The sequence below is a fragment of the Alistipes sp. CHKCI003 genome (assembly GCF_900021155.1).
In the GTDB taxonomy this organism is placed as follows: Bacteria; Bacteroidota; Bacteroidia; order Bacteroidales; family Rikenellaceae; genus Alistipes; species Alistipes excrementavium.
Map to the genome: position 1 here is coordinate 14,399 of NZ_FCNT01000004.1, position 20,430 is coordinate 34,828.

Consider the following 20,430-nt stretch of genomic DNA (forward strand, 5'->3'; position numbering starts at 1 on the left):
GTTATCCGCCGCTTTCACTTCGGCCCTGCCCGCCGAATACAAAAAGCCTTCCCGCGAGAAAGCGAAACCGAGTGCGACAGCTCATGAGTTCAACTAAAACGCAAAAAGGCACCGCAAAGGTAACATTATTTTCCGGATAACGGACAGTCGGAAGGAAAACGGCGGTTGCGGAATATCCGTCGAGAAGCAAAAGTCCGAAAACAATGAGTTGCGAACCCAAAAACTGCGATCATGAAAACCCTGATAAATTTCGCTGCACAGCAGCTCTCGAAGAAGCGGATGAACGATGTAAAAGGCGGTGGACTGTGGTTCTGCCGATCTTTCAATTCGAAAGGCGAAGTTACGGGTGAACTCGACGTCGGTTTCAAAGACGGCCGAGAAGATTTTGTCAAGGAGGCCGTTGCCCAAGCTATAGGCCCCGGGCAGGTAGCCGATTGTCGGGTCGTCGAATAAGATTTGAATGTTTGCGAGTGAGGTGAAACAATTCATGCCTCGCTCGCACTTAATGCTTTCGCTTATGAAATACTTTTTTTTCTTAGTGCTATGTGGCCTTCCTCTGACGAGTGTTGCACAAAAAATGGTCATTGGTACCTCTCAATCGTTCAGGCAAACCCAAGGAAGACCGTATGAATATGCAGATTCCGTATGGGTCGACAGCAGTCGCCTGACATTGTTTTATCGCCATGAGCGCATGGTCGATTCAACGGATCGTACGATGCGTTGGAGCCTGATTCGTATGCGTATCGGAGAAGGGTTTGCGCAACAGACCGACATGCATATCTATTTGGGAAACCGACGTTTATGTGCGATGGTTCGGAATCAAGATATGCTCCCGCTCGATTACATCGGTCGATTCGGCGATAATAATCCGCCGTATTGGGCAGATATGATCCTCGACCGGCGAAAAAGAGAAATGAAGATAACGTGCTGCAATTTCTATTCCTCCGCAGGCCCTTTAACCTACCGGGAAGATATGCCGGAATTGACTTGGGATTTACTCGACGGTACGGAAGAAGTTTGCGGTTACGAATGCCATATGGCTCAGACTTCGTTCCGAGGAAGAATCTGGAAAGCATGGTATTCAACCGAGCTGCCCATCAATCTGGGTCCTTGGAAATTATCCGGATTACCCGGATTGATACTCAAGGCGACCGATCGGCAAGGCGCTTATTCATTCGTGTGCACGGAGATCCTCTCGAATCCCGAACCGATATACGAGTACATTCCTCGGTCCGCAAACGTTGTGTCGAGGAAAGATTACCTTCGTTATGAAAAGCTGTATCATAAGGATCCTCAGTATGTTATTGCTGAAGGGGAGGAGATCTTCGTCTTGCGGAACGACCAACAGGGGCTAACGGAATTCGATGAATTTTGGGAGATTCCCTACAACCCGATTGAACTGGAATAAAAATAAATCTTATGTCTTTTCCCTACTATACCCAACTCGATGCGATGGACTGCGGGCCGACGTCTCTGCGGATCGTCGCGCAGTTCTACGGCCGGCATTACTCGCTGCAAAATCTGCGCGAGCGGTGCCACATCACGCGCGAAGGCGTCTCTCTGCTGGGGATCAGCGATGCTGCGGAGTCGATCGGTTTCCGTACTACGGGCGTCAAGATCACGTGGCATCAACTGCGCGACGAAGCCAACCTGCCGTGCATCGTCCACTGGAACCAGCAGCATTTCGTGGTGGTCTACAGAATCGCCCGCAAACGCGGTAAATGGTGGGTATATGTCTCCGATCCGGCATCGGGACTGCTCAAATACACCGAGGAGCAGTTTCTGAAGGCATGGATACAAAGTCGGGAACTGCCGAACCGCACGGAATCGGCCGCTCGCCCGCAGCAGGAAGTCCCTTCGCTCGCTTCCGCCGATTTCCTTGCCGGCCCGGCCAACGGCAAAGGCATCGCCCTGTTGCTGGAGCCTACGCCCCAATTCTACAAGGAAAAGGGCGACGAGGACAAGCGGCTGAAACTGGGTTATCTGCTGCAATATCTGCGGCCCTATAAAAACTACCTTGCACAGCTCGCGCTGGCGATGCTCACAGCCAGCATACTGAGCCTTATCCTGCCGTTCCTCACACAGTCGGTCGTCGACAAGGGCATCGGTACGGGCAATCTCTCGTTCGTGGTGATGATGCTCATCGCCCAAGTGGTGCTGGTGTTGGGCCAGTTGGCCAATAACCTCATCCGCTCGTGGCTGATGCTACACATGACCACCCGGATCAGCATTTCGCTCATCTCGGACTTTTTGGCCAAGCTCATGCGTCTTCCGATCGCCTTCTTCGATTCGAAGATGGTGGGCGACATCATGCAGCGCATCGGCGACTACGACCGCATTCAGTCGTTCCTCACGGGCTCGTTGCTGAGCATGGCGATGGCCGTCGTGTCGTTCGTCATCTACGGAGCCGTGATGGGCGGCTACGACCCGACGATTCTCGGCATCTTCCTGTTGGGCAGTGCACTCTACATCGGCTGGATCCTGCTCTTCATGAAGCGTCGCCGCAAGCTCGACTACATGCGCTTCCAAGAGGCGGCAGCCAACCAGAGCAACATCGTGCAGCTCATCAATGGTATGCAGGACATCAAACTCAACGACTGCGAAAAACAGAAACGCTGGGAATGGGAGCGCATTCAGGCGCGGCTGTTCCAAGTCTCCATCAAAGGGCTCGTTCTGGGGCAGACGCAGGAGGTGGGCGGCACGTTCATCGACCAGACCAAGAACGTCGTCATCTCGTTCCTCGCAGCCTCGGCCGTCATCGAGGGCGATATGACCCTCGGCATGATGGTCGCCCTGCAATACATCATCGGTCAGCTCAACGCACCGCTGTCGCAGTTCATCCAATTCGTGCAGGCGACGCAGGATGCGAAGATCTCGCTCGAACGCCTTTCGGAAATTCAGGAGAAAGACGACGAGGAGCCGGCCGACGAAGAACGCATCCGCATGATTCCCGACAATGCCGACATCGAATTCCGGGGCGTAACGTTCCAATACGACGGCCCGCACTCGGCCAAAGCGCTCGACGACGTGTCGGTAACGATCCCGGCGGACAAGGTTACGGCCATTGTCGGGGCGAGCGGCTCGGGGAAGACCACGATGCTCAAGCTGATGCTGGGCTTCTACACGCCGACCTCGGGCGAAGTGCTGCTCCATGACCGCCGCATCGCGCAGTACAGCCCGTCGTGCTGGCGCCGGGCATGCGGTACGGTCATGCAGGAGGGATACATCTTTTCGGATACCATAGCCGGTAATATCGGCGTCTCGGACGAACGGCCCGACATGGAGCGGGTGCGCCGCGCCACGCGCATCGCCAACATCGACACCTTCATCGACGAACTGCCCTTGGGCTACAACACGAAGATCGGTGCCGACGGACACGGACTGAGCGTCGGGCAGAAACAGAGGCTTCTGATCGCGCGGGCCGCCTACAAGGATGCGAAGTACCTCTTCTTCGACGAGGCGACCAACTCTTTGGACGCGAACAACGAACGCACGATCATGGAGCGTCTCGACCGGCTCTTCGAGAACAAGACGGTCGTGGTGGTGGCGCACCGCCTCTCGACGGTCCGCAATGCCGACAAGATCGTCGTGCTGGACCGCGGACGCATCGTCGAACAGGGCACGCACGAGGAACTAACCGCAAAAAAAGGATATTATTACGAACTGGTGAGAAATCAGTTGGAATTGGGAAACTGAATCGCCGTTCGGAGCAGAGACAACGATACGACAAGAAACGGAATCTTTTGTCGGCGAATACTTGTCAGGGTGCCTCTCCGGAGGATAACCGACAAATACGGAATATTCGGTTACGAAAGGCCATATGCGTAGCGGTAAGCTAAACGGTGCCTTGAGTAAGAATTCATAGTTGACATGGATGAGGGAAAAAGTATCGAAGCATTAAATAATGTGGTGTGTCGACTCAAAGATAATCGCTTGGTCGATTCTTTTCGAATTGCGTGATTTTATGCAGATGGACATGGAAAATTGTACGCATGTTTCAATGAGGCCGGGAAAGCCGACGGATTGCGGACCCGTAAAATAATTCCTGATAATGGGGAATCTTACATCACTGATGAGAGGCAGTACAATAATGGAACGCTGGAGGTTGTAAAAACGAGCACCCGTCGGACGGGAGAAATCGCTGCAAAAACATAGGTTTATACAAAAGATACAATTCTAAAATACGTTTCCCAGACTTCGCTATCGAAAATTTGCAGAAGATCTTAATCCTTGGGATTTCGATTCGGGAAAGGACGAACTTTCGGGACGTTCCTCCTTTTACTGAAGGATAATAACCCATTATTGCAATAGGACAAGCCTTGGACGACGGGTCCGTATTATACCGGTCCGCCCGGATCTGTCTTTCTTATTTTAGCATGCATATCTTATAAGTTCTGCTGTATTTGCATAATAATCGAAGTTTTAACGATGCTGTAAATCCAATCGGAACCTCGGCATCGTCCCTGCAAAGGATATGACGATTCGATTCCGCGAACGAGGGCATGGCATGGCAGGACGCTCCTTGCATGAGACCCTCTCTGTGCGCAGAGAGCCCGCTGTCTTTCGGCAGGTCGAGCGCTGCTGTCGGCCTCCGGCGCCGGGGGCGTCGGTCGAAAAACGGAGATGATCGGTACTTTTTCGGAAGTAATTCGTAAAAATTCTGATATTCTCGTTATCTTTGTCCGGTTATTCGAACCGGATATGCCCAGACTGTATACATACCTCGTGTTTCTTCTGTCGTTGGTCTGCCTGACGGACACCGCGTCGGCTGCCGGGATTTCGTGCGGCGGGAAGTCCGATGCGGGGGTGTCGTGCCAGCGCGGCGGGACGCTCGCCCACGGGCGGCGCGAACATGCGGAGCCTTTCGTCTGGGATTGTATCGCGGCCGAAGCTCCGGTCGGCTGCGGGCAGTTGGGCTGGGATGCGTCGAAATCGCCGGTGAGGCCGCCGGCGCTCCGCGGAGGCTGCAAACCGCACGCCTTCGACGGGCTCGGGACCCGCGGCCGCGTCCGTGCCGTCGTTTTCGGTCCCGTCTCCTCGGACTTTTACGTGGTGGCCTATCGCAAGATCGTCGTTTAGCGGTCGTTTCTGCCCCGGTGCTGCCGGGCGTGCGGCGAGCGGAGATGCGCCGCAATCGTTTTCGAAGGAGTAATCATTGTTTATCGCAGTCATATGCAGTTTACGTTGTTGGTTGTCGTGGTCATCACGGCAATAGCGCTGGTAGCCATCGCGCTCGGCATCGGGCGGCAGGTGTCGCCGCGTTCGTTCAACGCCCAGAAGGGTGAAGCCTACGAATGCGGCATCCCCACCCGCGGGCACTCGTGGATGCAGTTCAAGGTGGGGTATTACCTCTTTGCCATTCTGTTCCTCATGTTCGACGTGGAGACCGTCTTCCTGTTTCCGTGGGCGGTCGTGTTGCAGGAGCTGGGCGTCGCCGGACTGGTGAGCGTCTGCTTTTTCCTCGTGGTGTTGGTGCTGGGGCTGGCTTACGCATGGAAGAAAGGAGCGTTGGAATGGAAATGAAGAAACCCCGTATCAAGTCGATGAAGTACGAAGACTTCAAAGACAACGAGACCCTTGAGAAGATAGCCGCCGAGCTGAGGGCCGGCGGTGTGAACGTCGTCGTGGGATGCCTCGACGACGCGGTGGAGTGGGGGCGCAGCAATTCGCTGTGGCCGCTCACGTTCGCCACGAGCTGCTGCGGCATCGAGTTCATGGCCGTGGGCGCCGCGCGATACGACTTCGCGCGCTTCGGCTTCGAAGTTACGCGGGCCAGCCCGCGGCAGGCGGACATGATCATGGTGGCCGGCACCATCACGCACAAGATGGCGCCCGTGCTGCGCCGCCTCTACGACCAGATGGCCGATCCGAAGTACGTGGTCGCCGTGGGCGGCTGCGCCGTGTCGGGCGGCCCGTTCCGCAAGTCGTACCACGTGGTGCAGGGGGTCGATACGATCCTGCCCGTGGACGTCTACATCCCGGGATGCCCGCCGCGCCCCGAGGCGCTGCTCTACGGCATGATGCAGCTCCAGCGCAAGGTCAAGGTGGAGCGCTTCTTCGGAGGCGTGAACCGCAAGGAGCCCAAACCCGCTAAAAAAGAGAAACGATGAACGAAATCATAACCGTCCCCGCCGCGGAGTACCGCGAGCGGATGCTCGCATTGCGCGGCGAGGGATTCGACTTTCTGGAGAGTTTCACCGGCATGGATTGGGGCGATGCGCTCGGCGTGGTCTGCCATCTTGAGGCGACCTCGACGGGCCGCCGCATCGCCGTGAAGACCTCGACGCCGGACCGCGAACATCCCGAGCTGCCCTCGGTGTGCGACATCTGGAAGGCGGCCGAACTGAACGAGCGCGAGGCGTTCGACTTTTTCGGCATCCGCTTCGTGGGCCATCCCGACATGCGGCGTCTCTACCTGCGCGAGGATTGGGTGGGCCACCCCCTGCGCAAGGACTACGACGCCTCGCCCGAGACGAACCCCGTGCGGATGAGCAACGAGGAGGCCGTGGATACGACGCCGACGCTTCAGCTCAACGAGGAGGGCGAGCTGGAGGAGCGCGTGAACGTGATCTTCGAAGACAACCAGTACGTAATCAACATCGGACCGCAGCACCCCGCCACGCACGGCGTGCTGCGCTTCCGCGTGGCGCTCGAAGGCGAGACCATCGAGAAGCTCGACGTCAACTGCGGCTACATCCACCGCGGCATCGAGAAGATGTGCGAAAGCCTCACCTACCCGCAGACGCTCGCCCTGACGGACCGGCTGGACTATCTCGCCGCGATGCAGAACCGCCATGCGCTCTGCATGTGCATCGAACGGGCCGCGGGAATCGAGGTGAGCGACCGCGTGCAGTATATCCGCACGATCATGGACGAGTTGCAACGCATCGACTCGCACCTGCTCTTCTTCTCGTGTCTGTGCATGGACCTCGGCGCGCTCACGGCCTTCTTCTACGGCTTCCGCGACCGCGAGAAGATCCTCGACATCTTCGAGCGGACGTGCGGCGGTCGGCTGATCCTCAACTACAACACCATCGGCGGCGTGCAGGCCGATCTGGCGCCCGACTTCGTGCGTGATGTCAAGGATTTCATCGCCTACCTCCGGCCGCAGCTCAGGGAGTACCGCGACATCTTCACCGACAACGTCATCGCCCGCCAGCGCCTCACCGGCGTGGGGGTCTTCTCGCGCGAGGATGCCATTTCGTTCGGCGCCACGGGCGCCACGGGCCGCGCTTCGGGCTGGGCGTGCGACGTGCGCAAACGCATGCCCTACGGGGTCTACGACAAGGTGGATTTCCGCGAGGTGCTCTTCACCGAGGGCGACTCGTTCGCGCGCTACATGGTCCGCATGGAGGAGATCGAGGAGTCGATGCGCATCATCGAACAGCTCATCGACCGTATCCCCGAGGGTCCCGTCCAGACCAAGACCAAGCCGGTGATCCGCATCCCCGAGGGGAGCTACTATGCGGCGGTCGAGGCGTCGCGCGGCGAGTTCGGCGTCTACATCGAAAGCCGCGGCGACAAGTCGCCCTACCGCATGAAATTCCGCTCGACGGGCCTGCCGCTGGTGTCGGCCATCGGAACCATCGCCCGCGGGGCGAAAATCGCCGACCTGATCGCCATCGGCGGAACGCTCGACTACGTGGTGCCCGACATCGACCGCTAACCATTAAAGCCAAGAACTATGTTTGATTTCAGTATAGTAACCCGGTGGTTCCACGAGCTGCTCGTGTCGTTCCTGCCGGTCGGCGCGGCCGTCTTCCTCGAATGCGTCCTGATCGGTCTGTTCCTGTTGTTGCTCTATGCGCTGCTGGCCTGTGCGATGATCTTCATGGAGCGCAAGGTCTGCGCCGCCTACCAGTGCCGTCTGGGCCCCAACCGCGTGGGGCCGTGGGGCGTGTTCCAAGTTTTCGCCGACGTGTTGAAGATGCTCACCAAGGAGATCATCGAGATCCGTCATGCCGACCGTTTCCTCTACAACCTCGCGCCCTACATCGTGGTCGTGGCTTCGGTGCTGGCTTTCAGCTGCCTGCCGATCAACAAGGGCATGGAGATCCTCGATTTCCACGTGGGCGTCTTCTTTCTGATGGCCGCCTCGTCGATCGGCGTGGTGGGCGTGCTGCTCGCAGGCTGGAGCAGCAACAACAAGTATTCGCTCATCGGCGCCATGCGCAGCGGCGCACAGATGATCAGCTACGAACTCTCGATCGGACTGTCGATCCTCACGATCGTCGTGCTGACCGATACGATGCAGTTTTCGGAAATCGTCGCCCAGCAGGCCGACTGCTGGTTCATCTTCAAGGGGCATGTCCCGGCCTGCATCGCCTTCGTGATCTATCTGATCGCCGGCAACGCCGAGACCAACCGCGGCCCGTTCGACCTCCCGGAGGCCGAGTCGGAGCTCACGGCGGGGTATCACACCGAGTACTCGGGCATGCACTTCGGCCTGTTCTATGTCGCCGAATTCGTCAACCTGTTCATCGTGGCCGGCATGGCCGCCACGCTCTTTCTGGGCGGCTGGATGCCGCTGCACATCCCGGGACTCGACGGGTTCAACGCCGCGATGGACTGGATCCCGGGCTTCGTGTGGTTCTTCGGCAAAGCCTTCTTCGTGGTCTTCCTGCTGATGTGGATGAAGTGGACCTTCCCGCGTCTGAGGGTGGACCAGATCCTGAACCTCGAATGGAAATACCTCGTGCCCATCGGACTGGCCAACATGCTGCTCATGGCGGTCGTCGTCGTATTCCGCTGGCATTTTTAACCGGTAAGTCATGAACGGATTCAAACGTTATATCACGGATTTCTTCCGCGCCGTCGGTTCGCTGACGACGGGTCTGCGGACCACCATGCGCGAGTTCTTCACGCGCAAGAGCACGGAGTGCTACCCCGAGAACCGCGCCGAGCTCGTGCTCCCGGCCCGCTTCCGCGGGACGCTCACGATGCTCCACGACGCCGACAACCATCACCGCTGCATCGCCTGCGGGCTCTGCGAGGCGACCTGCCCCAACGGCACCATACACGTGGCGAGCCGGCAGGAGACCACGCCCGAAGGCAAGACGGTGCGCGTGCTCGACGCCTACGTGTACAACCTCGGGAGCTGCATGTTCTGCCAGCTCTGCGTCAATGTCTGCCCGCGTCAGGCCATCGCGTTCGATCAGGAGTTCGAACACGCCGTGTTCGACAAGTCGAAGCTGGTGCTCAAACTCAACAGGGAGGGTTCGTCCCTCGCAAAACAGTAAGGTGCTATGGACATTACCCTTCAATCACTCGTTTTTCTCTTCATGGCCGCAGTGATGGTCGTCTTCTCGATCCTCACCGTTACGACACGGCGGATTCTGCGCGCGGCGACCTACCTGCTGATCGTGCTCTTCTGCACGGCGGGCATCTACTTCCAGCTCAACTACGCCTTTCTGGGGTCGGTGCAGCTCCTGATCTATGCCGGCGGCATCACGGTGCTCTACGTCTTCTCGATCCTGCTGACCTCGGTGCAGGGCAGCAAGGGCGACAGGCTCGGGCGGGGCAAGTTCTTCGCGGGGCTGTGCGCCACGCTCGCGGGGCTGGCGCTCTGCCTCTTCATCACGCTCAAAAACCGGTTCCTCGCAGTGGGTTCGCTTCCGGGCGAGCTGGACGTCAAGGAGATCGGCTACTCGCTGCTCAGCAGCGACAAATACGGATACGTCCTCCCCTTCGAAGCCATCAGCCTGCTGCTGCTGGCCTGCATCGTGGGCGGAATCATGATCGCACGCAAAAGATAAGTAGTTATGGAAATCAGAATGGAATACTATCTGGTGCTGAGCACCATCATGATGTTCGCGGGCATCTACGGATTCTTCACGCGCCGCAACCTGCTGGCGATGCTCATCTCCGTGGAGCTGATCCTCAATTCGGCCGACATCAACTTTGCCGTCTTCAACCGCTTCCTCTTCCCGGGAGAGCTCGAAGGCTTCTTCTTCGCAATGTTCGCCATCGGCATCTCGGCGGCCGAGACGGCCGTGGCGATCGCCATCATCATCAACGTCTACCGCAACATCCGCAACATTCAGGTCCGCAACCTGAAGGAGCTCAAATTCTAACCGCTGCGCGTCTATGGAATACACACTCATCATCATTCTGCTGCCTCTGGCGATGTTCCTCCTGCTCGGACTCGCCGGCGGACGGCTCGCACCCCGCACGGCCGGCCTGCTCGGCACGGCGGCGATGGCCGCGGCCACGGCGGCGGCCTATACGGCGGCTTGGGAGTACTTCACACAGCCCCGCACGGGCGGCGTGTTCCCTGCGGTCGTACCGTTCGACACGGTCTGGCTGCGCTTCACGCAGACGTTGCACATTGATCTGGGCATCCTGCTCGACCCGATCTCGGTGATGATGCTCGTCGTAATCACCACCGTGTCGCTCATGGTCCACATTTACAGCTTCGGATACATGAAGGGCGAACGGGGCTTCCAGCGCTACTACGCCTTCCTCGCGCTCTTCTCGGCGTCGATGCTGGGGCTCGTGGTGGCGCCGAACATCTTTCAGATGTACATCTTCTGGGAGCTGGTGGGCGTCTCGTCCTACCTCCTGATCGGGTTCTACTACACGAAGCCCGCAGCGGTCGCCGCCTCGAAAAAGGCCTTCATCGTTACCCGTTTCGCCGACTTGGGCTTCCTGTTGGGCATCCTCACGCTGTCGTACTGGACCGGCAGCTTCGGATTCGACGTGCTGTGCGATCCGCAGGCTCCGGCCGTCGCTTCGGCCGCGGGCCGCACCTTTCTCGGCGGTTCGGTGCTCGCATGGGGTCTTGCGCTCTGCTTCGTGGGCGGCGCCGGCAAGTCGGCGATGTTCCCGCTCCACATCTGGCTGCCCGACGCCATGGAGGGTCCCACGCCCGTCTCGGCGCTCATCCACGCCGCGACGATGGTCGTGGCGGGCGTCTTTCTGGTGGCGCGCCTCTTCCCGCTCTATGCGGCCTATGCGCCCGGGGTGCTCACGGGCATCGCCTGCGTCGGAGCCTTCACGGCGCTCTATGCCGCGGCGGTGGCCACGGTGCAGACCGACATCAAGCGCGTGCTGGCCTTCAGTACGATCTCGCAGATCGGTTTCATGATGGCGGGCCTCGGCGTGAGCGGCATGGGCGGCCACGCCGGGACGGGCTATGTCGGCGCGATGTTCCACCTCTTCACCCACGCCATGTTCAAGGCGCTGCTGTTCCTCTGCGCGGGCGCCATCATCCATACGGTCCACAGCAACGAGATGGGGGCGATGGGGGGCCTGTGGCGCCGTCTGCCTCTGACGCATGCCGCGTTCCTCGTGGCCTGCCTCGCCATAGCGGGCATCCCGTTCTTCTCGGGCTTCTTCAGCAAGGACGAGATACTGGCCGCCTGCTTCGCTTATTCGCCCGCGATGGGGTGGTTCATGTCGGGCGTGGCGGCGCTCACGGCCTTCTACATGTTCCGCCTCTACTACAACATCTTCTGGGGCCGTCCGGCTGCGAACCTCGCCGAAATGCACGAGGCGCCGGCCGCGATGACCGTGCCTCTGGTCATTCTCGCCTCGATTACGTGCGTGGCCGGATTCATTCCGTTCGGAGAGTTCGTGTCGAGCGACGGACTTCCGTACCGGATCGTGCTCGACGGGGGCGTCGCGGCGACGAGCGTCGTGTTGGCGCTCGCGGGCATCGGTCTGGCGACGTGGTTCTACGCCGACGGGCGGCAGCGGATCCCCGACGGGCTGGCGGCGGCCCTGCCGCGTCTGCACCGCGCCGCGGCCAACCGCTTCTACATCGACAATGCGTGGCTGTTCGTAACGCGACGGATCATCTTCGACCGCGTGTCGGCGCCGCTCGCGTGGTTCGACCGTCATGCGATCGACGGAGCGCTCGACGCGCTGGCGCGCGGCGCGCAGGGTCTCTCGTTCGTCATCCGCAAGTTCCAGTCGGGCAACGTGCAGGAGTATGCGCTGGTTTTCCTGCTGGGCGTGCTGGTCATCACGGCGCTCGCGGTATTCATCTGATTCAAATAAAGACACGGATATGAATTTCCTATCGCTTTTCGTTTTCATTCCCCTTGCGATGATCGTGCTGCTGGGATGCTGCCGCAGCCGGACGCAGCTCCGTGCGGTGATGGTCGCCGGTTCGGGCGCGCTCGTCGCACTGGCCGCGACGCTCACGGTGCTCTTCCTCGACGCGCGTGCCGCAGGCGACACGGCCCCGATGCTTTTCCGCGCCGATACGGTGTGGTACGAGGCGCTCAACATCCACTACTCGGTGGGGGTGGACGGCATCTCGGTGGCCATGCTGCTCCTGTCGTCGATCATCGTCTTCACGGGAACGTTCGCCTCGTGGCGCATGGAGACCCTCGCCAAAGAGTATTTCATGTGGTTCTGCCTGCTGAGCGTCGGGGTGTTCGGTTTCTTCATTTCGCTCGACCTCTTCACGATGTTCATGTTCTACGAGATCGCGCTGATCCCGATGTATCTGCTGATCGGCGTGTGGGGCAGCGGCCGCAAGGAGTATTCGGCCATGAAACTCACGCTGATGCTCATGGGCGGCTCGGCGCTGCTGCTGCTCGGCATTCTGGGCATCTACTTCGGTGCGGGCGGCGAGACGATGAACCTGCTCGACATCGCGCGGCTGCATATTCCCGTGGAGTGGCAGCGCGTCTTCTTCCCGCTCACGTTCGTGGGCTTCGGCGTGCTGGGGGCGCTCTTCCCGTTCCACACGTGGTCGCCCGACGGCCACGCCTCGGCCCCCACGGCGGTCTCGATGCTCCATGCGGGCGTGCTGATGAAGCTGGGCGGCTACGGCTGCTTCCGCGTGGCCGTGTTCCTGATGCCCGAAGCGGCCGCCGAGCAGGCGTGGTTCTTCCTGATCCTCACGGCCACGGGCGTGGTCTACGGTGCGTTGAGCGCTGTGGTGCAGAAGGACCTCAAGTACATCAACGCCTACTCCTCGGTGAGCCATTGCAGCCTCGTGCTCTTCGCCATCCTGATGCTCAATACGACGGCCATGACCGGCGCCGTGCTCCAGATGCTTTCGCACGGTCTGATGACGGCCCTCTTCTTCGCGCTGATCGGCATGATCTACGGCCGCACGCACACGCGCTCGATCGACCAGATGGGCGGCCTCATGCGGATCATGCCCTTTCTGGCCGTCGCGTACGTCATCGCGGGTCTTGCGAACCTCGGTCTGCCGGGGCTGAGCGGCTTCGTGGCCGAGATGACGGTATTCGTCGGTTCGTTCGCCCGCGCCGATCTGTTCCACCGCATCGTAACCGTCGCGGCCTGCACCTCGATCGTCATCACGGCGGTCTACATCCTGCGCGTGGTCGGGCGTCTGCTCTACGGCAAGGTGCTCGATCCGGCGCATCAGAAACTCACGGACGCCACGTGGGACGAGCGCCTCGCCGTCGTGGTGCTCATCGCGGCCATCGCCGGACTGGGCCTCGCGCCGCTCTGGGTGAGCGACATGGTCCGCGAGGGGATTCTTCCGATCGTTCAACATTTAACCGCTAACCTCCTATGATTATCGACTATTCGCAGATGCTCCACCTGCGCGACGAACTGTCGCTCACGGTCGTGCTGCTGCTCGTGCTGCTCTTCGACCTCTTCGCTCCGGCCCGCGCCCGCCGCTGGTTCCAGACCGTGGCCTGCGGACTTGTGTGCGTGCACGCGATCGGCGGGCTGTTTCCGATGGAGGGCTTCACGCTTTTCGGCGGGATGTACGTCTACACGCCCGTGATGACGGTCGTGAAGAGCATCCTCGCCATCGGCACGCTGCTGGTCATGATGCAGGCCGGCGAGTGGCTCCGCCGCGAAGACACCCGCATCAAGCAGGGCGAGTTCTATTTCCTCACTCTTTCGACGCTGCTGGGCATGTACTTCATGATTTCGGCCGGCAACTTCCTCATGTTCTTCATCGGGCTCGAAACGGCTTCGGTGCCGATGGCTGCGCTCGTGGCGTTCGACAAATACCGCCACCGCTCCTACGAGGCCGGCGCGAAGTACATCGTCTCGGCCCTCTTCGCCTCGGGACTGATGCTCTACGGCATCTCGCTCGTATACGGTACCGCCGGGACGCTCTATTTCGACGACATACCGGCGCTTCTGTCCGGTACGCCGCTTCAGATCATGGCCTTCGTCTTCTTCTTCTCGGGGCTGGCGTTCAAGATGTCGCTCGTGCCGTTCCACCTCTGGACGGCCGACGTCTACGAGGGTGCGCCGACCGGCGTGGCGGCCTATCTCTCGGTCGTGTCGAAAGGAGCCGCGGCGTTCGTGCTCTTCACGATTCTCACCAAAGTCTTCGCGCCCATCGCCGCACAGTGGCAGTGGATCCTATACGGCGTAACGATCGCCACGATCACCGTGGCCAACCTCTTCGCCATCCGCCAGCGCAACATCAAGCGTTTCTTCGCCTTCTCCTCCGTTTCGCAGGCCGGCTATCTGCTGCTGGGCGTCGTCGGAGGTACGGCGGCGGGCATGACGGCGCTCGTCTACTATCTGGCGGTCTACGTGGCCGCCAATCTCGCGGCGTTCGGCGTGATCGCCGCCATCGAGCAGCGCACGGGCAAGGTTTCGATCGACGACTATGCGGGACTTTACCGCACCAATCCCCGTCTGGCCCTCACGATGATGCTGGCGCTCTTCTCGCTCGCGGGCATCCCGCCCTTCGCGGGTTTCTTCAGCAAGTTCTTCATCTTCATGGCCGCCGCCGGGTCGGGCTACTATGTACTGGTGCTCATCGCCCTGCTCAATACGGTCGTGTCGCTCTACTACTATCTGCTGGTGGTCAAGGCGATGTTCATCACGCCGAACGACAGCCCCATCACGGCGTTCCGTTCGGACGGCTGCACGCGGCTGAGCCTCGCGGTCTGCGTGGCCGGCATCCTGCTGCTCGGAGTGGTCAGCTCGGTGCAGGGCGGCATAGCCCTCGTGAGCTACGGCATGAACTGATCCACGGGCCGCGGCGCATCGCCGGCACAGGGGAAAGCGGGCTGTCCAACAAGTCCGATTTCAACGATTTCGCCCCTGCCGGAATTCATTCCGGCAGGGGCGATTTCCGATTTTCGGAACTCGTTAAACAGCCCCTTCTTGCGTGAGTAACCGTTAAATCGCATTCTGTCGATGGTTTCAGAGGTTTCTGCCTGTCTTCTCAGATCGGGGGGGGCGAAAAACCGGTCGATATGGATTTACGGAGAATAGGAGATAGGGTCGTATGATGAAAGGCCCGGTTTGTCCTCCGATAGAGTACCGTTACACGAGCGGTGATTCGCCGAGTGTTTTTACAAGCGGGAGGCATTGGGCGAAAGCCGGTTCCGTACATGGGCCAGCGAATTCATCTTGCGGTCTGTTGATTCGTGATGGGGACTGGAAGCGAAAAGGTTGCGCGAATTCGCGTGCTTCCGACAGCAACTCTGTCGCGCAGTAGGATCGAAACCCGATTGTGCCCCGTTCCAAGAATTTATCGTATCTTGCGTCGAGATATTCGAAATGCGGTATTTTCGCACAGTCGGCTGAAAATGAACCGTGCTTTCCCGGTACATCGTCATAATCCGACATCGTTTTCCGGACCGGATGTTTTTCGGATGTTTCCGGACGTTCCGTGTCATAACGATCCGTATACGAAGCCGGAGAGTGTCGCCAGTGCGATGACCAGTGCGACGTACACGGCGGTTTTCTTCGTACCCATCACGTTCCGTATGACCAGTATGCTGGGAAGCGACAGCGACGGACCTGCCAGCAGAAGTGCGAGGGCGGGGCCTTTGCCCATTCCGGATGCGAGGAGGCCCTGAACGATCGGCACCTCGGTGAGGGTGGCGAAATACATGAATGCTCCCGTGAAACTGGCGAAGAAATTCGCCCGCAGCGAATTGCCGCCGACCGCCCGTTCGATCCATCCGTCGGGAATGACGCCGGCAAGGACGGTATCGCCGTGTCCCGAGCCCAGCAGAAACCCGGCGGTCGCCACGCCGACGGCAAGTAACGGCAGGATCAGTTTGGCGAACTCCCACGAAGCGAGAATCCACTCCCTGTTTTCGTCCCGCTTGTCGAAAAGCAGGAGCAGAGACAAGGCTGTTATTGCTACGATCACCGGTACGAGCGGAGCCAGCTGAGCCTCCGGGACGAAGGTACGGGCGAGGAAGGCGGATCCCAGAGTTGCCGCTGCGGCGAGAACGACCCGCAGTGTCCGCAATTTCAGAATCCGGATCAGGGCCCGGCACAGGACGAGAGCGAAAATGCCGGTGATGAGCCATTTGATGTTGAAGATCAGGGCCCATAAACCGTCGTCCGAAACGGCCGGAGCGGCCCAATTCGCAAATACGAGGATCAGCACCAGCGTGAAAAGAAGAGACGATGTCTGGCGCAACGGCCGTTCTTCGGGCGGAGGTGCGATCTGCATCTGTTGTTCCTTTTTCGCTTGCTCCTCTTTTCGGAATATCAGGGACATCGCAAGACCGATGAGCACCGAAAACACGACCGCTCCGACGATTCGTGCCGCGCCCATTTCGATACCCAGAATCCGCGCCGTCAGAATGAGGGATAAGATGCTGATCGACGGGCCCGAATAGAGGAAGGCCACGGCCGGCCCCAGTCCGGCCCCGCGTTTGTAGATGCTCGTGAACAACGGCAGAATGGTGCACGAGCAGACGGCCAGAACGCCTCCGGATATGGATGCCACGGTATAGGATAACCATCGTTTCGCGTTCGCTCCGAAATATTTAAGCACCGAGGTCCGGCTGACGAAGACGGCGATCGCACCTGCGATGAAGAACGCCGGAAGCAGACACATCACGACGTGTTCTCTTGCATACCATTTGGACAGATCGAGCGCCGCGTCGAGTGCCGTCGTAAAGCGTGCGCTGTCGAGCGGCATGAAAAAGAACGCCGTGAAAACCGCGATGATCCATAGAAGGATTCTCAATTCTTTTTTGCTATCCATGGCCTTCCGGGATTAAATGCCGAGCAACTTTCGGATCTCGCTTTCCGTCGGAACGTGTCCTTTGATCTTCACCGTACCGTCTACGACGACGGCGGGTGTCGTCAGAATGCCGTATTCGAGTAATTCCGTGATCTCTTCCGTTCGAACGAGCGTCGCATCGAGGCGATTCTCTGCGATCGCTTTTTCGATCGCCGCGTAGGTCTTCCGGCATTTGGCGCAGCCGGCTCCTAAAACTTTGATTTCCATAATCTGAATTTATTGTTCGTATTCGTGTCGTGCGGGGTTAAGAATAGTGTATGATGCAGTAATAGATTCCGATTGCCGTGAACAGTGCGCCGACCGTACGGTTCAGCGCTTTTCGGATGGTTTGCAATTTTTCGTGAAAACCGCCGATACACTGCACGCTGAACGCCAGAATCCAAGCAGTCGCTACTACGGGGAGTGCCGTGGCCGCGGCGAAAAGAGGCGGGAGCAGATAACCCGCAGTCGCCGTGGCGGACATCGGAATCAGCACGCCGAAATAGAACACACCGCTGGTAGGACAGAACGCCATGGCGAACAGCACTCCGAGCCATAAGGCACCCCATCCGCCGCGGCGGGCGATGGATTCGCCGTTTCCTCGGTATCCGAACGACGGAACGGGCAGCCTGTTTCCGAAAAGCATGAAGAGCCCGATGCACAGCAGAGCGGGGCCGAGCAGCAGTTGGCCGTATTTGCCGATGAACTTCTGGATGCCGAACAGGCTTGTGCCGGTTTGCAGCAGCAAGATCAATACGATGCCCAACAGCGTGTAGGCGATCACGCGACCGAGTGCGTAGAGCAGGCCGTTACGGAAGATCCGGCGGCGGTTTCCGATATTTCTCCCGATGAAACCGATCGCCGCGATGTTGGTCGCCAGCGGACAGGGCGAGACGGCCGTCATCAGTCCCAGCAGAAAAGCCGTAAGTGCCGGAGCCGTGTCGCTGCCGGTCAGAGATTGCAGCCATTCCATAGAGATCATTCCAGCATTTCGTTGATTTTTTCGACCAAGCCTTTTCGGAACGTTTCGGGAGCGGTGCGCGCAGTGGCGAAGGCGAAGGCGGTCAGATTCTCCGCAGACTCCTCGCCGTCTTTTCGTGCGACCACGAAGAGCGAAGACCACGTCGTTTCGTAGCGGTCGGCGAGCGGTGCATTGACGGGTTCCGAGAGGTCGATCGTACTGAATACGACGGTACTGTCTCTCAATTCCTCGGCGAAATGCATTTCCATGGCCTCTATTGCGTTCTTTTCGATGGCCACGCAGGTCGCGCAGCGCTGCGCTCCGTGGAAACAGAGTACTTCCACGCGATCCGGTCGGAGCGATCCGGTGCGGTCTGTGTTTTCATTTGCCGGACGGCCGCCGCAGGCTGCCGACACCAGACAAACGGTTCCCAATAAAATGTTTTTTTTCATCGTACGTAATATTAGTAATTCGTCGAAATACGAACTAATGATTCAAAAAAAATAGTTATTCGCAACATCCTTTCTTTTCTGCCACTCGGTCGAGGAAGCCGCCGAGCGTTTTCTCGGCCAAAGCCCAGTTGTCGCGGTTGATGCAGTATTTCACCGACGGCAGATTGATTTCGCCTTGGATCAGTCCGGCATCTTTCAGCTCCTTGAGATGCTGCGACAGCGTACTTTTGGCGATAGGGAGGATTTCCGACATGTCGCCGTGGAAACAGCATGTCTGACTGGCGAGCATTTGCAGGATCGCAATGCGTATGGGATGCCCCAATGCCTTCGCAAAACGGGCGATCCGCTCCTGTTCCTCCGTCAACTGTTGCTTTGCCATATGCACTTTGTTGTTCGCGAATATACGAACATATTTCGATTCGGCAAGAGATCGGGCGATTATTTTTCGAGCCGGCATAGGAATTTTTCCAGCGAAGGCGTGCCGAATTCGAATCCGAAGCCGGAGGCGTGCAGGCGCGCAGGTTCGGCGCGTTGTCCTTTCGGCAGCACGTCCGCCGCTTCGCTCCGCAGCATCCGGAACGGGAACGCCGGAACGGGTATCGTGAACCGCGCCTTGTAGTGGGCGGAGATGAGCCGCGCGGCCTTCCGCTGGGTGAGTTTCTCAGGGGCTACGAGGTTGAACGTGCCTTCGAGGTCCGGGCGGATCAGGAATTTCACGGCGCGGCGGAGGGCTCGGAGGCCGATCCACGTGAAGGGCCGACGTCCGTTTCCGGGAATCGCTCCGATGTCCAGCCGGGCGGGGCAGTCTGGCGGGATGGTTCGGCGAGGCGGGTTTTCGGGGGGCCTACGGGCGGAGCGACGGCTCGTTCCGTTTCGTGCGAGGCGCTTTTTGCGTGCGAAAAGGCTCCGGCATAGCTCTGCCGGATCGTCCGTCCCCCTGCCGGATCGCCTCTAAAGGGGAGGAACCCCGGAGCAAAACCCCGAAAAGTGGGTATTGATCCGCGGCGGGGATTGTCGTTACTTTGCAATGAACCAAAAAACAAACATATGACCGGAATTTTTTACGGGAGCACGACCGGCACCACAGAGGCCGTCGCCCAAGACATTGCAAGACATCTCGACATTCCCGCTGCCGACGTACACAACGTGGCCACGGCTTCGGCGGACGAAACCGATCCTTACGACCTGCTGCTGCTGGGGTCTTCGACGTGGGGCTGCGGCGATTTGCAGGACGACTGGTACGGGTTTCTCGAAGCCCTGAAAGCCAAGGATTTGAGCGGCAAGACGGTGGCCTTGTTCGGCTGCGGCGACAGCGGCTCCTATCCCGATACGTTCTGCGACGCCGTGGGGCTGATCTACGAAGGTTTGCAAGGCACGGGCTGCACGTTCGTGGGCTCCTATGTACCCGAAGGTTACGACGTAACCGATTCGCTGGTTTGCAGCGACGGCCGGTTCGTCGGACTGGCGCTCGACGAGAGCGACGCCTCCCGAACGGACGAACGGGTGGCCGCATGGTGCGAATCCCTTAAAAACCGTTGACCATGAGCGCCGAAGATTTCAACCGATACGATTCGATGAAGCTCTTCATGCACCACATCTACGAGTTTCAGAAAGGGGTGCGCAGTCTGGTGCTCTGCACGATGTGCCGCACCTGCGCCGCGCTGGTCTGCGAACGGCTCGACCGGTTGGGAATCGCTCATCTGATCCGGCCCGTTACGGAGAACAAGGTGAATCTCTATTTCGGCGAGCGTGCGTGTCTTGAGACTGTGCGGGCTTTCGGCCGCAAACCGCTCAACGAACTAACGCCCGAGGAGGATTTCATGCTCGGCGCCATGCTCGGATACGACATCACCCTTCAGTGCGAACGCTTCTGCAAGCGCAAGGGGCGGCCCGCCTGAGACGACGGAATCCGGAGCGGGGCGGACGGCTGCCGGGGTAGTAGTGCGGTTTTTCCTGAAGGCGGTCCGACGGCGCTCATCCCGTCGTCCCGTGATGCCGTTCGACGTCTCTCCGAATGAGGGTCATCCCTGCCGGAACTTGTTCCGGCAGGGATGATTGCGTTTTTTTGGGGGGGGGCTGCGGAT

The 20,430-nt window shown here is 59.3% G+C and carries 22 protein-coding genes; 16 read left to right on the forward strand and 6 right to left on the reverse strand.

Annotation, left to right across the window (positions count from 1 at the left end; all coding sequences use genetic code 11):
- The first annotated feature begins 231 nt into the window (after positions 1-231).
- The 14 genes from BN3659_RS00170 (at position 232) to BN3659_RS00235 (ending at position 14,928) form a co-directional block, all read left to right on the forward strand.
- Positions 232-453, forward strand: a complete 222-nt coding sequence (locus BN3659_RS00170) for a hypothetical protein (protein WP_091533607.1) — start codon at positions 232-234, stop codon at positions 451-453.
- Positions 454-517: 64 nt separating this feature from the next.
- On the forward strand, positions 518-1,408 hold the full coding sequence (locus BN3659_RS00175) for a GLPGLI family protein (protein WP_224757866.1): 891 nt from the start codon (positions 518-520) through the stop codon (positions 1,406-1,408).
- Between the two features lie 2 nt (positions 1,409-1,410).
- A complete protein-coding gene (locus BN3659_RS00180; RefSeq protein ID WP_171847654.1) occupies positions 1,411-3,696 on the forward strand; it encodes a peptidase domain-containing ABC transporter in 2,286 nt (761 codons plus the stop codon).
- A gap of 1,005 nt (positions 3,697-4,701) precedes the next feature.
- Positions 4,702-5,079: a hypothetical protein gene (locus tag BN3659_RS00185; protein ID WP_091533610.1), complete on the forward strand. Its 378-nt coding sequence runs from the start codon at positions 4,702-4,704 to the stop codon at positions 5,077-5,079.
- Between the two features lie 93 nt (positions 5,080-5,172).
- Positions 5,173-5,523, forward strand: coding sequence for an NADH-quinone oxidoreductase subunit A (locus BN3659_RS00190; protein WP_091533612.1), 351 nt, complete (start codon positions 5,173-5,175; stop codon positions 5,521-5,523).
- Complete coding sequence (locus BN3659_RS00195; protein WP_091533613.1) at positions 5,514-6,110, forward strand: NADH-quinone oxidoreductase subunit B; 597 nt, start codon at positions 5,514-5,516, stop codon at positions 6,108-6,110. The genes BN3659_RS00190 and BN3659_RS00195 overlap by 10 nt, the downstream gene beginning before the upstream one ends.
- Positions 6,107-7,666 carry an NADH-quinone oxidoreductase subunit D-related protein gene (locus BN3659_RS00200; RefSeq protein WP_091533615.1) on the forward strand — a complete coding sequence of 520 codons (1,560 nt, stop codon included), beginning with the start codon at positions 6,107-6,109 and terminating at the stop codon, positions 7,664-7,666. Before BN3659_RS00195 ends, BN3659_RS00200 begins: the two co-directional genes overlap by 4 nt.
- Positions 7,667-7,684: 18 nt before the next feature.
- A complete protein-coding gene (gene nuoH / locus BN3659_RS00205) occupies positions 7,685-8,761 on the forward strand; it encodes an NADH-quinone oxidoreductase subunit NuoH (protein ID WP_091533617.1) in 1,077 nt (358 codons plus the stop codon).
- 10 nt (positions 8,762-8,771) lie between these two features.
- Entirely contained in the window at positions 8,772-9,239 is a 468-nt protein-coding gene (locus BN3659_RS00210) for a 4Fe-4S binding protein (protein WP_091533618.1), read from the forward strand.
- 6 nt (positions 9,240-9,245) lie between these two features.
- Positions 9,246-9,755, forward strand: a complete 510-nt coding sequence (locus BN3659_RS00215) for an NADH-quinone oxidoreductase subunit J family protein (protein WP_091533620.1) — start codon at positions 9,246-9,248, stop codon at positions 9,753-9,755.
- A gap of 6 nt (positions 9,756-9,761) precedes the next feature.
- Positions 9,762-10,073, forward strand: a complete 312-nt coding sequence (nuoK, locus tag BN3659_RS00220) for an NADH-quinone oxidoreductase subunit NuoK (RefSeq protein WP_091533622.1) — start codon at positions 9,762-9,764, stop codon at positions 10,071-10,073.
- Between the two features lie 13 nt (positions 10,074-10,086).
- Positions 10,087-11,991, forward strand: a complete 1,905-nt coding sequence (gene nuoL / locus BN3659_RS00225; RefSeq protein WP_091533623.1) for an NADH-quinone oxidoreductase subunit L — start codon at positions 10,087-10,089, stop codon at positions 11,989-11,991.
- Positions 11,992-12,010: 19 nt separating this feature from the next.
- Entirely contained in the window at positions 12,011-13,501 is a 1,491-nt protein-coding gene (locus tag BN3659_RS00230; protein WP_091533625.1) for a complex I subunit 4 family protein, read from the forward strand.
- Positions 13,502-13,503: 2 nt separating this feature from the next.
- Entirely contained in the window at positions 13,504-14,928 is a 1,425-nt protein-coding gene (locus BN3659_RS00235) for an NADH-quinone oxidoreductase subunit N (RefSeq protein ID WP_091533640.1), read from the forward strand.
- A 652-nt stretch (positions 14,929-15,580) separates the two neighbouring features.
- Here BN3659_RS00235 and BN3659_RS00245 read toward each other — a convergent pair.
- Genes BN3659_RS00245 through BN3659_RS00270 form a run of 6 tightly spaced genes read right to left on the reverse strand, consistent with a single transcriptional unit; the run spans position 15,581 to position 19,063 of the window.
- Positions 15,581-16,915, reverse strand: coding sequence for a permease (locus BN3659_RS00245; RefSeq protein ID WP_091533628.1), 1,335 nt, complete (start codon positions 16,913-16,915; stop codon positions 15,581-15,583).
- Between the two features lie 12 nt (positions 16,916-16,927).
- Positions 16,928-17,161, reverse strand: a complete 234-nt coding sequence (locus tag BN3659_RS00250) for a thioredoxin family protein (RefSeq protein WP_091533629.1) — start codon at positions 17,159-17,161, stop codon at positions 16,928-16,930.
- A 37-nt stretch (positions 17,162-17,198) separates the two neighbouring features.
- Positions 17,199-17,906 carry an aromatic aminobenezylarsenical efflux permease ArsG family transporter gene (locus BN3659_RS00255; RefSeq protein WP_091533631.1) on the reverse strand — a complete coding sequence of 236 codons (708 nt, stop codon included), beginning with the start codon at positions 17,904-17,906 and terminating at the stop codon, positions 17,199-17,201.
- Between the two features lie 5 nt (positions 17,907-17,911).
- Positions 17,912-18,346 (reverse strand): nitrophenyl compound nitroreductase subunit ArsF family protein, encoded by a 435-nt coding sequence (locus BN3659_RS00260; protein ID WP_224757863.1) that lies wholly within the window; start codon positions 18,344-18,346, stop codon positions 17,912-17,914.
- Positions 18,347-18,401: 55 nt separating this feature from the next.
- Positions 18,402-18,725, reverse strand: a complete 324-nt coding sequence (locus tag BN3659_RS00265; RefSeq protein WP_091533632.1) for an ArsR/SmtB family transcription factor — start codon at positions 18,723-18,725, stop codon at positions 18,402-18,404.
- 59 nt (positions 18,726-18,784) lie between these two features.
- Positions 18,785-19,063: a DUF1731 domain-containing protein gene (locus BN3659_RS00270; RefSeq protein ID WP_091533634.1), complete on the reverse strand. Its 279-nt coding sequence runs from the start codon at positions 19,061-19,063 to the stop codon at positions 18,785-18,787.
- Between the two features lie 330 nt (positions 19,064-19,393).
- Here BN3659_RS00270 and BN3659_RS00275 point away from each other — a divergent pair, with 330 nt between their 5' ends.
- Together BN3659_RS00275 and BN3659_RS00280 are read left to right on the forward strand one after the other, a co-directional pair.
- Positions 19,394-19,885, forward strand: coding sequence for a flavodoxin (locus BN3659_RS00275; protein WP_091533636.1), 492 nt, complete (start codon positions 19,394-19,396; stop codon positions 19,883-19,885).
- A 2-nt stretch (positions 19,886-19,887) separates the two neighbouring features.
- On the forward strand, positions 19,888-20,244 hold the full coding sequence (locus BN3659_RS00280; RefSeq protein ID WP_091533637.1) for a DUF2023 family protein: 357 nt from the start codon (positions 19,888-19,890) through the stop codon (positions 20,242-20,244).
- Positions 20,245-20,430: the final 186 nt, after the last annotated feature.